This is a genomic window from Ruegeria sp. CK2 (assembly GCF_056536585.1).
Genome location: NZ_JBQFPW010000007.1, coordinates 96,400 through 109,246, shown reverse-complemented (window position 1 = coordinate 109,246; position 12,847 = coordinate 96,400). Strand labels below are relative to the sequence as shown.

General features: G+C 57.5%; 12 protein-coding genes and 1 riboswitch. Of the genes, 8 read left to right on the top strand and 4 right to left on the bottom strand.

The features are described from left to right. The first annotated feature begins 58 nt into the window (after positions 1 to 58). From ACR0BU_RS12695 to ACR0BU_RS12670, 6 genes are all read left to right on the top strand, one after another. Positions 59 to 280, top strand: coding sequence for a hypothetical protein (locus ACR0BU_RS12695; protein ID WP_298935091.1), 222 nt, complete (start codon positions 59 to 61; stop codon positions 278 to 280). Beyond that, entirely contained in the window at positions 277 to 801 is a 525-nt protein-coding gene (locus ACR0BU_RS12690; RefSeq protein ID WP_480737673.1) for a hypothetical protein, read from the top strand. The genes ACR0BU_RS12695 and ACR0BU_RS12690 overlap by 4 nt, the downstream gene beginning before the upstream one ends. Before the next feature lie 25 nt (positions 802 to 826). Further along, positions 827 to 1,034: riboswitch (cobalamin riboswitch) on the top strand. A gap of 99 nt (positions 1,035 to 1,133) precedes the next feature. Continuing rightward, positions 1,134 to 1,490: a DUF1636 family protein gene (locus ACR0BU_RS12685; protein ID WP_298935093.1), complete on the top strand. Its 357-nt coding sequence runs from the start codon at positions 1,134 to 1,136 to the stop codon at positions 1,488 to 1,490. Then, complete coding sequence (locus ACR0BU_RS12680; RefSeq protein ID WP_298935094.1) at positions 1,487 to 2,263, top strand: ABC transporter ATP-binding protein; 777 nt, start codon at positions 1,487 to 1,489, stop codon at positions 2,261 to 2,263. The genes ACR0BU_RS12685 and ACR0BU_RS12680 overlap by 4 nt, the downstream gene beginning before the upstream one ends. A 12-nt stretch (positions 2,264 to 2,275) precedes the next feature. Beyond that, positions 2,276 to 3,226, top strand: coding sequence for an ABC transporter substrate-binding protein (locus ACR0BU_RS12675; protein ID WP_298935095.1), 951 nt, complete (start codon positions 2,276 to 2,278; stop codon positions 3,224 to 3,226). A gap of 1 nt (position 3,227) precedes the next feature. Beyond that, complete coding sequence (locus tag ACR0BU_RS12670) at positions 3,228 to 4,238, top strand: FecCD family ABC transporter permease (protein WP_299890256.1); 1,011 nt, start codon at positions 3,228 to 3,230, stop codon at positions 4,236 to 4,238. A gap of 35 nt (positions 4,239 to 4,273) precedes the next feature. Here ACR0BU_RS12670 and ACR0BU_RS12665 read toward each other — a convergent pair whose 3' ends face one another. Beyond that, the gene (locus ACR0BU_RS12665) at positions 4,274 to 5,149 is read right to left on the bottom strand and encodes a LysR family transcriptional regulator (RefSeq protein ID WP_480737670.1); all 876 of its coding nucleotides are present in this window, start codon (positions 5,147 to 5,149) and stop codon (positions 4,274 to 4,276) included. A gap of 116 nt (positions 5,150 to 5,265) precedes the next feature. Between ACR0BU_RS12665 and ACR0BU_RS12660 the strand changes: the two genes are divergently transcribed. Together ACR0BU_RS12660 and ACR0BU_RS12655 are read left to right on the top strand one after the other, a co-directional pair. Beyond that, complete coding sequence (locus tag ACR0BU_RS12660; protein WP_480737668.1) at positions 5,266 to 6,816, top strand: proton-conducting transporter transmembrane domain-containing protein; 1,551 nt, start codon at positions 5,266 to 5,268, stop codon at positions 6,814 to 6,816. Between the two features lie 14 nt (positions 6,817 to 6,830). Continuing rightward, positions 6,831 to 9,242: a YbcC family protein gene (locus tag ACR0BU_RS12655; RefSeq protein ID WP_480737666.1), complete on the top strand. Its 2,412-nt coding sequence runs from the start codon at positions 6,831 to 6,833 to the stop codon at positions 9,240 to 9,242. An 80-nt stretch (positions 9,243 to 9,322) separates the two neighbouring features. Here the strand turns inward: ACR0BU_RS12655 and nadC are convergent, their stop codons facing one another. The 3 genes from nadC to nadA are packed head-to-tail and all read right to left on the bottom strand — an operon-like array spanning position 9,323 to position 12,792. After that, positions 9,323 to 10,171, bottom strand: a complete 849-nt coding sequence (nadC, locus tag ACR0BU_RS12650) for a carboxylating nicotinate-nucleotide diphosphorylase (RefSeq protein WP_480737665.1) — start codon at positions 10,169 to 10,171, stop codon at positions 9,323 to 9,325. Beyond that, on the bottom strand, positions 10,168 to 11,736 hold the full coding sequence (locus ACR0BU_RS12645) for an L-aspartate oxidase (RefSeq protein ID WP_480737664.1): 1,569 nt from the start codon (positions 11,734 to 11,736) through the stop codon (positions 10,168 to 10,170). Before ACR0BU_RS12645 ends, nadC begins: the two co-directional genes overlap by 4 nt. A gap of 6 nt (positions 11,737 to 11,742) precedes the next feature. Continuing rightward, a complete protein-coding gene (nadA, locus tag ACR0BU_RS12640) occupies positions 11,743 to 12,792 on the bottom strand; it encodes a quinolinate synthase NadA (protein ID WP_480737663.1) in 1,050 nt (349 codons plus the stop codon). Positions 12,793 to 12,847 lie beyond the last annotated feature (55 nt).

Sequence of the window (12,847 nt, the reverse complement as noted above, 5' to 3'; positions counted from 1 at the left end):
ACCCAGTCAGATCCCTCGGAATCACGCCCGGTCAAGGACCAGAGACCGAGAGACGATCATGACAAAAACACTCACCGACCTATTGGCCATGGATACTATCGCCAGCCGCCACGGATGTGCGCTGAAGCCAAAGTTGCGGCAGGCAATTGAGGCCGCCCTCAGATTCCCAGCCCACGCAGCATCACCGCGGCGTGAAACCCCAATCGCCGAATGCGATCTGCCCGAAAACGTTCAAAGCCTGTCCAGCCATTCAGTAAAAACGGAAAGGCGGCGCGCATGAGTTTCTCCACCTCCGGACAAAGCGAAGCGCGCGCACCCAATGCATTGCGGGATTTCGATGGTTTCGAACGGGGCCTTCTTCCCGTCATGCGGCATTTCATCCTCAGCTTTTCGGAGCCCACAACCCAAGCCTGGCAACATGCATACTCGGTCGCAATCGAAAAGTGGGGGCACGATCAGGGCCTCAATCTTGCGCACCTTGTTTTCAAAGTCATCAAGGCCGCCTTGCATTGCCGCACTGACGGGCTGGCTTTCAAAGATCCTCTGAGCCTGGAAGACCGGCGGGAAGTCACTTGTGATGAGAGAGCGTTGCTGAAAATGCTACATCACATGCGACGCGATGAAACACCCGCTGCGCGAGACGCCGTTGGTCAGGTTACCGGTGGGTATCCCGATGCACATCTGATTCAAGCCGGGCTGACATTGGCCAGCCGGTTTCCCATCAGCGGCGATCACCAAAGGCAATCGACACGACGCCTTTTCTACGTGTGGTTCAGTGACGCCGCGCTGGCAATGACCTGACGCTTGACAATCGATGCGACACCAGACTAGCTGGCCGGGATGGTTCCCTTAGGTTCTCCTTGGGGATGAAAATGGGAATGCGGTGCGGCCCACGACAATCGGGCCAATTCCGTGACTGCCCCCGCAACTGTAGGCGGTGAGCGACGCCAAATCACCACTGGCCCAGAGGGTCGGGAAGGTTGGCCAAGCGACGACCCGCAAGTCAGGAGACCTGCCATCAGATGTTCAACCAACCCGGGGCGGGGCGTCCTGGAAGGAGGCTATGATGGCGCGTCTGCGTGTTCACAAGACTTGCACTTTCTGTCCGCATTTTTTGAGTGGCGGGGACTGCTATGTCCGATACTCCTGACCACTTTGTACTAATCTGCTCAACCTGCCAGGGACCAGTGGCGGCTGAAACAGCGCAAAAACTGCTGGATGAGCAGCTGCCAACCGGATTTGCGACGCGACTGATCGCATGCATGGCAGGGTGTGAACGGCCCATGACTGTTGGCCTACAGGCGAAGCAGAAAGCGCAGTATCTTTTCGGTGAAATCACAAGCCTAAAAGATCTGACCGCAGTGGCCGAGTTTGCCCATCAGTATCTCGACAGTGAGGACGGTTGGACCAGCGCGTCCGAGCGCCCGCCTGCCCTGCTCACCAAAACACTCTCGCGGTTGCCATGTTTGCCTGCCAAGGACGGGTCATGAGCTTTTTAACCGCCGAAGGCCTTGGATATTATGCATTGAATGGCGACGTCCTGCTTCAGGACGTGTCCTTCAATCTCGACGAGGGCGCGGTTCTTGCCATCGCCGGACCAAACGGTGCCGGGAAAACCACCCTCTTGAACCTGTTATGCGGTGTTGAACGGCTTGCCCTGGGCGATGTGCGTATCCGCAACCAAAGCCTACGTAGCTTGTCAGCGCAGCAAAGGGCGCGGACCATTGCCGTGGTCGGCCAACAGGAATTGCCGGACGGCCGCTTGAGGCTGCGGGACTACGTTGCACTGGGCCAAATACCCATTCAGGCTGACCGGTCAGCGGCTGACCACAAAGCAGATCTGGACCGGGTTCTTGCGATAACCGAGCTGACCCATTTGGCCGGTAAATCAATGCGGATGCTGTCAGGCGGCGAACGGCAGCGCGCACATATTGCGCGCGCGCTGGCGCAAAACCCGTCGCTGCTGTTTCTGGACGAACCAACCAATCACCTGGATCCGGACGCCAAGGGGCATATGCTCTCATTGGTCGCAAATTTGGGTGTGACAGTGGTCATGATTGTCCACGATCTGGTCATGATCCCCGAGTTTGCCACCCATGTTGCGTTGATGAAAACCACCCGTCTGACAGGGTTCGGGCCTGTGACTGAAGTGCTGACCCCGGATCGCGTCCGGGACACCTTTGGAGTGGACTATTTGTGCTTCCAGCATGAAGGCCGCTTGATCCCGGCACTCGACATCCGAAAACGAAAACTGACATCATAACAGGAGCTTATCATGATGCAGAAACTCTGGCCTGTGGCGTTGATCACCGGCCTGGCCAACGGTGCAGCCGCGCACGAAATGTCCGTGGACAACTGCGGTGAGCCATTGGTGTTTGACACAATGCCCGAGCGGTTGGTTGTGCACGATATGAATATGACCGACATGGCCTTTGCGTTGGGTCTGCAAGACAAGATTGTTGGTCTGACCGGGATCACGGGTTGGTACAAAACCAGCCCAGATTTTGATGCGCTGCGCGGCGAAATCCCTGAACTTGCCCCAAAATACCCCACGATCGAGAATTTGGTGGCTGTCGAGCCGGATCTGTTCTTCGCCGGTTGGTACTATGGCATGAAGCCAGGTGGCGACGTGACGCCCGACACGTTGGCGCCCTTTGGCATCAAAACCATGATCCTGACAGAAAGCTGCGTGCATCTGGACAAGGATCGCCCCGACGCCAGCATGAACCTTCTGTTTGACGATGTATTGCGCCTGGGCAAGGTCATGCATGTTGAAGACAAGGCCGAAGCGCTGGTCGCCGAATGGAAAGATCAGCTATCGGGCATCGAAACACGGACCGCTGCTCTGGCAAAACCTCGTGTCTTCCTGTTGGACGGTCCGGCGGATGCGCCCTTTACCGCAGGCAAGTTTGCCATACCTGACGCGATGATCGCTGCCGCCGGTGGCGAAAACGTCACCCACGATCTGGACACCAGCTGGGGCCGCACCTCGTGGGAAGCTGTTGCCGCATCAAACCCCGAGTTTCTGGTGTTGTTGGACTACCAAACCGGCAATGGAGCGGCGGACACGTTCGAATTTCTTCAGGACCATCCAGTGATGTCGCAAACCGATGCGGTCAAGAACGAGCGCTGGATCGGGTTGCGATACGAAGAACTGACGCCCGGGCCGGCGAATATCGAAGCGATCGAGAAAATGGCGCGGGCGATGCACCCGGAAATCAACTGACATGGGCCATACAGGCCGGATAGTAGGACTGGGGGCGGTCGTTCTGACCGCCCTTTTGCTGTTGTCCACGATCTATGGCACCACACCGATCCCAGTTTCGGACGTGTTGGCAGCCATCGGGTTGGGAACGGGCCTGACCGAAGGTGAAATGTCGCCCCTGCACCGAATAGTCTTCGACCTGCGCTTGCCGCGCGCCTTGTTTGCGGCCGTCATTGGCGCAGGTTTGGGCGTTGTCGGCGTGGTGTTGCAAACCACGACACGCAATGATCTGGCGGACCCGTTCCTTTTTGGACTGTCTTCAGGCGCGGCGGCTGGGGCTGTTTTGGTCATCACCGTCACTGGTGATGTACTGGGCATCTGGACCTTGCCCCTTGCTGCATTTTGCGGCGGTTTGATTGCATCCGCTATCGTGCTTGCGCTGGTTCAGGGGCTGCGCACCAGCGCGCCAGAAAAGCTGATCCTAGCTGGCCTGGCCGTTTCGTTCCTGTTTTCGGCAATCACAAATTACCTGATTTTTGCGGGCGACAGCCGCGCTGCACATTCGGTGATCTTCTGGATGCTTGGCGGGCTGGGGCTGGCCCGGTGGGAGACGTTTCCGCTGGTGCTGATCGGGCTTGGGCTGATCCTTGGCTACGCATTGTACCGCAGCCGCTGGCTGGATGCGCTGCTGACCGGAGATTTCACGGCCGCCACATTGGGCATTCCGGTTCAGGGTTTGCGCTTTCGCATGTTCTTCGTGGCGGCTTTGGCAACGGCAAGTTTCGTTTCGGTTGCCGGGGTAATCGGGTTCGTTGGCCTCATGGTGCCCCATATCGCACGTGGGATCGCCGGAACCCTGCACCGTAACCTGCTGATTGCATCCGCAATCGTAGGGGCAATCCTGCTTACCCTCTCCGATATTCTGTCGCGCCTTTTGCTGGCGCCACAGGAACTGCCCGTTGGGATCGTTACGACATCCATCGGATCGCTGTTTGTGTTTTTGTACTTGTTCAAATCAGCACGTACCGACTGAAGATCTCGGTTCGAACCCGGCCAGAGACAACTCGATCAGGACAAATTGCTGGCCAACAACAGCTGGATCAACGGGTTTGGAAAACGCCGCCGAAATGTCACCGCATGAAAGTTCTCTTTGATGCGCGGATGCTCCTGCGCCTCAACCAGCCGCCCCGAGGACAGCTCATCCTGAACCACAATCGGCGCGACCAGGGCCAGCCCGATATCTTCCCGGGCCAAAAGACGCATCATCGCCATGTCATCAACCTCGGCCGCAATCTGCGGGCGTACCGCAAGACGGCTGGCCATTGCGTCAAATGCCGTGCGGACACTATTGTTGGTGGTCGGCAGAATGAAAGGGTGTTCCGCCAGCAAATCTTTGATCGCGCGCTTCGGGTCCAGCCGGGCCGGAGTACCCACAATACTTACGGGTTGTTCTGCTAGATGATGGGTTTCGAATTTGGTCAAGCTGTCGCTTGCAGGTTCATGATTCATCAAAACCAGATCGAAATTCAGCGTTTCCAACCCTTCGAGTAATTCGCTTGGGCTGCCTGAACGCAAGATGACCTCAACATCGGTTCGCCCTAAAATAGGCCGCAGAAACCCGATCTGAAAGTTCCGTGACAAGGTCGCCTGAGCGCCGACACGCAGCGCTTGCCTTGTGTTTCCTGCGTCTTGCAAAGTGGCCACAAGTTCTTGGCCGGTTGCGAAAATTGCGTCCGCATGGTCCAGCGCAATGCGGCCCGCTTCGGTCAGGTGCAGCTTGCGACCCCGGCGTTCGAATAGAGGGTGCCCCAGACGTTCTTCAAGATCCTTGATCTGAACTGACAAAGCAGATTGCGACAGGTTCAAACGTTGTGCTGTACGGGTCAGGTTCCCGTCATGTGCGACGGCCCAAAAATACCTCAGGTGATGATAATTCAACGGCATGTCGTTCTAATTAATAGAATGATACAAACCAAACAATGAATTTTTAATAATCATTCTTACGAAATATGTCCTGCTAGGCGGGCTAATGCAGCCTGAAACCTTGAGGGACCCACATCATGAGCCACTTGTTTCTTCCATTGCTGAGCCCTTTGTTCTTACTGGCCTCAGCCTGGTATGCCAGCAAACATCCGGGTTTGCGCCCCGGCATAGTCCCAAAGCTGTCAGAATGGTCGGCCTTGGCAGCGTTTGCAGTGTCGGCCTTGGCGGCTTTGTTGTTGATCACTCAAGGCGCGGGGACATCCGGCTTGATCGGATTGTGGGGAATCGGCCTGTCTATACGTCTGGACGCGGTCAGCGCCATAATGCTGGTTCTGGTCAGTTTCATCGGCTGGATTGTCCTTCGGTATTCCGCAACCTACATGGACGGAGAATCCCGTCAGGGCGCCTTTATGGGCTGGATGTCCGCCACGCTGGCAGCGGTTTTGCTGCTGGTGATGTCGGGCAATCTAAGCCAATTGCTAGCGGCCTGGGTTGTGACAAGCCTGACGTTGCACAAGCTCTTGCTGTTCTATCCAGACCGCACCACGGCGCAACGCGCCGCCCGCAAAAAGGCAGTCGTCGCCCGGATCAGTGAACTCTCATTGGCGGGTGCTGTACTACTGCTGGTTTTGGTCTATGGCACCTCGGACATCGCCACGATCTTATCCTCGGCGCAGCCCACAGCACTGACAATAACCGCCGCGCTGCTGATTGCTATCGCGGCTGTCCTGGCGTCAGCGCAATTCCCAATTCATGGCTGGTTAACGGAAGTTATGGAGGCCCCTACGCCGGTTTCCGCCCTGTTGCACGCTGGCGTCATCAATGCTGGCGGGTTCCTGTTGATCCGGTTTGCCGATGTCATGCTGGTGGCGCCGGGGATCATGGCTTCATTGGTTATGTTAGGCGGGTTCACCGCGCTGTTCGGCGGTCTCGTGATGCTGACACAACCTGCCGTCAAAACATCACTAGCCTGGTCTACCATTGCGCAGATGGCGTTCATGATCATGCAATGCGGGTTGGCCCTGTTTCCACTGGCGCTGCTGCATATCGTGGCACATTCCCTCTACAAGGCGCACGCCTTCCTCAGCGCTGGTGAGGCTGTGCGCAATGTGGCCGCAACGCGCAAACCCGGCCCGGTTGCAGTGCCAAGCCCAAGAAATGTGCTGCAGGCATTTGTGATTGGAATTCTCATATACGGCGTGGTTGCCGCGGTCTTTGGCATCGACGGAAAGTCAATTCAGGCGATCGCTCTGGGTGTGATCTTGATCTTTGGCGTCGCGTATTTGCTGGCGCAGGGCTTTGCCGATGCCGCACCTGGCGCACTGACGCACCGCACTGTGATCTATGCAAGTGTCACCTCGGTTAGTTACTTCGTGCTCCAAATGGCCGCGCAACACCTGACTGCAGGAACTCTACCAACAACCCCTGCCCCCGGTCCCTTGGAATGGGCCCTGATCATTCTCGCCTTGGTCAGCTTTGGCGCTGTTGCGCTAGCACAATCCACCTTCCCGCTTTGGGCATCGCATCCGGCTGCCGCCGGTTTACGGGTCCATCTTTCGAACGGGCTGTACGCAAACGCAATTTTTGATCGGCTGCTGGACGGATGGTCCAGGCACCGGGCCGCGTGAAAGGACCACTTGAGATGTATATGAAACACGAAAGCTATCCCGCCGCTCTTTTGGAACTCGTCGCAATTGCCAATGATGCTGTCCGTCAGATACCACCACTGTTCCCACTTGCGTCAAGCGTTGCCGTGAACCCGTTCCTTGGACACCAAGACGAGAGTTTGGCCGTGGCCGCGGCCCGTCTGGGACGGGTGGCGGGCCAACGTATCACACCAGATCGGTCAGTTTGGGCACAAAAGCTCAGGACAGGTGAACTGTTGGATGCTGATCTGGTCGGCGCGCGCACGGCCATCGACACTCCGTTTGATGTTCCCAGTCTTGAGGACCTGAAGGCTGCATTGGGCGCAGAACCTGCACCTATGGCAGCGTTGCCTACAGTTGCTGAACTTGCCACCGAAGTATCGGGCGTCGGTTGGTCGGGATTGATTGAGGAACGGATTGGTGCTTGGGCGGCCAGTCACTTTGATCAAGGGCAAGCGCTGTGGCAGCCCGCCCGGACAGGCGGGGCGTTCAGTGCATGGCGTGACTTTGCCTCGCGTGATCTGACACTTGAAATTCATGGGCTAAAAGGGTTCGGCGCCTTTGTGGCCGGGACCAACAGATCACAATGGCGCGCCATTGGCCGGGCCTGTGAAACCCTTGGTGTGACGCCGGGCTCGGCAGGCACAGCCTTTCATCGCTGGCTCATCACGTTGGGCGGTTGGGCGCAGTATGCGCGCTACCTTTTGTGGCAGGCCGAACTTGCAGGGCAGACCGAAACGACAACGACGGAACTACTGGCCATTCGGCTGGTGTTTGAAGAGGCGTTGTTCAATCAATATCGGGATCAAATCTCGGCCCGTTGGGTCGAAACAATCGCTCAGCACGAAGCACCTATTACCCCGACCCGAGACTTGGCTATCGACGCGATCTGGCAAGACGCTACAGAACGGGCGCAGCAAAGGAAGCTTGGCGAAGCTCTGACGGCGCATCACCCTCGCAAAACTGAAGGACGCCCATTGGTTCAGGCTGCGTTTTGTATCGACGTACGGTCTGAAGTGTTCCGCCGTGCGCTTGAAGCACAGGGCGCCGGTATTGAGACAATTGGCTTTGCCGGATTTTTTGGGCTGGCCAGTGCTCATAAGGCCGCCGGATCAGATGTGACCGAGCTGCGCGGACCGGTCCTGTTGAACCCAAATGTCACCTCAACCGCGGCGGAGGATCAGCACGCTGATCTCAAACGTCGGTACACGGCGCGGGCCAAGCGTGCTTGGGGTCGGTTCAAACTGGCAGCAGTATCGTCGTTCGCCTTTGTCGAAGCCACCGGCCCCGTTTACGCCGGGAAACTATTGCGCGATGCGATGGGTCCGAAGAATGGGACTGGCCGGATCGATCCCGCCCCGCAATTGGACCCGTCAATTGATCTGGCAACGCGTGTTGATATGGCCAAATCCATACTGACAGCGATGTCACTGACCGATAATTTCGCGCCAATTGTCATGCTGACTGGCCATGGTGCGGATGTCACGAACAACCCGCACGAAAGCGCGTTGCAATGCGGCGCCTGCGGAGGGCATGCAGGGGACGTCAGCGCGCGTCTATTGGCTGGCTTGTTAAATGACGGCGCGGTGCGTGACGGGTTGCGTGCGGCAGGCATCGATATTCCGACAGATACGCTGTTCCTGCCAGCGTTGCATCATACGACAACCGATGAGGTGACTCTATTCGATCAGGATATCGGTAAGGGTGCGCAGGCAGAGGAAATTCAAAATCTGAAAGGTTGGTTACAGTCAGCCGGACGTTTGGCGCGGACCGAACGCGCCGACCGACTGCCGCGTGCAACCAAATCGGACGGCATCGCGCGCCGCGCCGTGGATTGGGCCGAGTTGCGCCCGGAATGGGGATTGGCCGGATGCCGGGCCTTCATCGCGGCCCCGCGCAATCGGACCGACGGGGTCGGTCTCGCTGGGCAATCATTCCTTCATAGTTATGACTGGCGCGCAGACGAAGGTTTTGGAGTTTTGGAACTGATTATGACCGCGCCAGTCGTGGTCGCCAGCTGGATCAGCTTGCAATATTACGGCTCGACCGTCGCACCCAAACTGTTTGGTGGCGGCAACAAGCTGTTGCACAACGTTGTCGGTGGTATCGGCGTGGTTGAAGGAAATGGCGGGTCATTGCGGCCCGGGCTGCCATGGCAGTCGGTTCATGATGGCGAAAACCTGCAGCATGAGCCGCTGCGCCTGTCCGTTATCATCGAAGCCCCGATTGAAGCTATGAATGGCATCCTAGAACGGCATTCGGGTGTTAAGGCTCTGTTTGATAATCGCTGGCTACACTTGATTGCAATGGATGAGAACGGCGATTTGGCATGGCGCTATCATCGCGACCTGGAATGGGTCCCGATGACAAGCAGTGCTGAGGAACATCAAACTATAGCCGCAGAATAGTTGTGCCAGTTGGTTGGTCCCGACGCGTCCCCCGGACCAACTTCACACCGCAGAGCGCGAAAAAGTCAGAACAGTGCCTTTTAGAAATCCAGGCCCAGATCGACTGTCCGCACAGAATGCGTCAGCGCACCGGATGAGATATAGTCCACCCCGGTTGCAGCAATGGATGCGATTCGGTCGAGTGTCACATTGCCGCTAGCCTCGGTCCTGATACGTCCGTCCACCATGGAAACCGCCTCGCGCAGCGTGTCATCGTCCATATTGTCCAGCAACACCACCGAGGCACCACCTACTTCAAGCACTTCTGCCAGTTGGTCCAGCCGGTCCACCTCGATCTCCACAGCCATCATATGACTGGCTTGCGCCTTCGCGGCATCCAATACTTGGCGGATGCCACCCGCTGCGACGATGTGGTTGTCCTTTATCAAAATTGCATCGGATAGCGAGTAGCGATGATTGAAGCCACCGCCATGCAGCACTGCCAGCTTTTCAACCATCCGAAGCCCCGGCGTTGTCTTGCGGGTGCAAGTCACGCGGGCCGAAGTACCTTTGGTTTGTTCAACGAATGCTGCCGTCTGCGTTGCAATTCCGGTCAGCCGACCGGCGAAGTTCAAGGCGACCCGCTCACCCGACAGGATGGACGCGGCAGATCCCGAGATGGTCATAAGGTTATCGCCTTTACGGCATGCAGCCCCATCCTGAGCATGTGCACTTACTTCAAGCGAAGGATCAACCAACCGAAAGGCAATCTCCGCCACTTGCATACCCGAAACAACCGCATCCTCGCGTGCGTTCAGCCGTGCTTGGTAGGTTATGCCATCGGGAATAACAGCGCGTGTCGTCACATCGCCATAGCTGCCGAGGTCTTCCATCAACGCAGCCTTGATCATCGGTTCGAGGACAAGATCAGGCAGGTTTGAGAAACTCATGTTAGCTCCTTGCAGGCCTGGGCCCGAATGGTGAGTGCATCGGACAGGTACATCCGAGACCGTTTGCCGGGCCCTTGGGTCGTTTCCGGAAAATCGGATCGCTCGTGGGCGCCGCGGCTTTCTTCGCGGACCAAGGCACCTGCGGCAATCAAGGTCGCGGTGGCGCACATATTGCGGAATTGCTGGCAATCGCCATGTTCCGCCTCAAGCGCTTCGATTACTTGCAACGCCCGCGTCAACCCTGCGCGGTCTCGCACCACCCCGACATCTTGCGTCATGCTCTTGCGCAGGTCTTCAACCGCTTTGGCCTTGTTGGGCGACTTACCGTCGGCAAATTGAACTTCGATTAAATCCGCATCTGCAACGGGTGGTAAAGTGTCCGCTATGCCGTCAGCACAGATTCGGGCGTAGACCAACGCTTCTAACAGGCCATTCGACGCTAATCTGTTTGCCCCGTGCAATCCCGTTGATGAGGCCTCGCCACACACCCACAAGCTACCAAGACTGGCACGACCTTCAGTGTCGGTCGCGATCCCGCCCATGTGGTAATGCGCGGCCGGCGCTACAGGGATCGGGTCTCTTGCGGGGTCGATGTTATTGCGAGCACAGTAGCTAGCAACAGACGGGAACAGGTCTTTGACCCGCTCGCCCAAGGCTGCGCGCGTGTCCAGCATGGGCCGGTTCCCGGCCTGAACCTCCGCAAAGATGGCGCGGGCAACAACGTCCCGTGGGGCAAGTTCTGCGTCTGGGTGCATGGCCTGCATAAAACGCGCGCCGTGTTTGTTGATAAGAACAGCGCCTTCCCCGCGCAGGGCCTCGGTCGCCAAGGGTGCAGGATCTTCGCCCACGTCCATCGCGGTGGGGTGAAATTGGACAAATTCGGCGTCCGCAATCAACGCACCGGCCCGCGCGGCCATGCCGATAACCTGCCCGCGAATACGTGGGGGATTGGTTGTTAGTGCATAAAGACCACCAGACCCGCCGCCCGCCAACAACACCGCCGGGGCCCGCAATGTCACGGTCTGCGAACCATCCTCGGAAGCGTCCTGAACCGCGACGCCCGTCACCTGCCCGTCCGACACGGCCAATCCAACGGCAATTGTGCCCTCGAGAACCTGAATAGATGGCGTTTCCCGGACACGATCAATCAAGGCAGCCATGATCTCACTGCCAGCTTGATCGCCCTTGACCCGCACAACACGGGCGAAACTATGGGCGGCTTCACGGGACAGAACATAGCCGCCATCTTCCGAGCGATCGAAAGGTGTGCCCATCGTCGTCAAGTCGAGAACGTAGTCGCGTGCTTCGCGGGTCACCAGATCTGCAACATCGGGCACGACGGTTCCTGCCCCGGCTTTTACAGTGTCTTCTGCGTGGCTTTCCGGACTGTCCGCACTGTCCATCGCTGCGGCCACGCCACCTTGGGCCCATACGGAACTGGCCCCTTCGCCCAACGGATCAGGTGAGATCACAGCAACGGGTCGCGGCGCCAGTTTCAGCGCGGCATAGAGCGCACCAAGCCCGGCCCCTACGATAACAACCCGGTCCGTCGTGATTTCGGTCATTTTCGATCAGAGACCAAGCTTGCGTGACAGATCAATCATCGCTTGCACCGACTTACGCGCCTTGTCAGCGACATCTCCGTCGACCTCGACCTGACCTTCCATCGTGTGCAAAACGTAAAGAATCTTTTCCAGCGTGATTTTCTTCATGTAGGGGCACATGTTGCAGGGTCCGACAAATTCGACCTCTGGCAACTCATCGGCAATGTTCGACGCCATCGAACATTCTGTGATCAGCATCGCGCGCTCGGGCTTTTTGTCGTGCACATACTTGATAATACCGCTGGTGGATCCCGAAAAATCGGCCTCGGCCACAACATCCGGCGTACATTCCGGGTGGGCAATCAATTGCGTGCCGGGGTTCCACTCTCTGAAATCGCGCAGATCTTTTGCCGTGTATTGCTCGTGCACAATGCAAGAGCCGGGCCAATATACAACGTTCTTGTGGCTTTCATTGGCGACGTTTTGCGCCAGATACTGGTCAGGCGTCATGATGACCGTATCGCTGTCCATCGCATTCACGATCTGAACTGCGTTGGACGACGTGCAACAGATGTCCGAGGCGGCTTTGACCTCGGCCGTAGTGTTTACATAAGAGACAACGGGTGCGCCTGGGTATTTGGCGCGCATCTCTTCAACCCCATCGGCCGTGATCGATTCTGCTAGCGAGCAGCCGGCGGCCATGTCTGGCATCAGCACGGTCTTTTGCGGGCTCAATATCTTCGACGTCTCAGCCATAAAATGCACACCCGCCTGAACGATCACGTCCTCTTTGACGTCGCTGGCTTTCATGGCGAGCTGCAGGCTGTCGCCAACAAAGTCGGACACGCCGTGGAAGATCTCGGGTGTCATGTAATTATGCCCAAGGATCATCGCGTTGCGCTCTTTCTTTAGCGCATTGATTGCACGGACATAGGGCGCATAGATTGCCCAATCCGGCGGGCTGATCACCCGGTCCATGCGCGCATATATATCCTGCATCTCTGCGGCCAGCGTGGCCGAAGGGGCAAGGTCATAGACGTCTGTCAGAACGGACCGAACATGTGTAATATCGAGCAACGGACGAGCCACCTTTTCAGTTTTCGTGTGCCTGGCGGGCTACATAAAAACATAG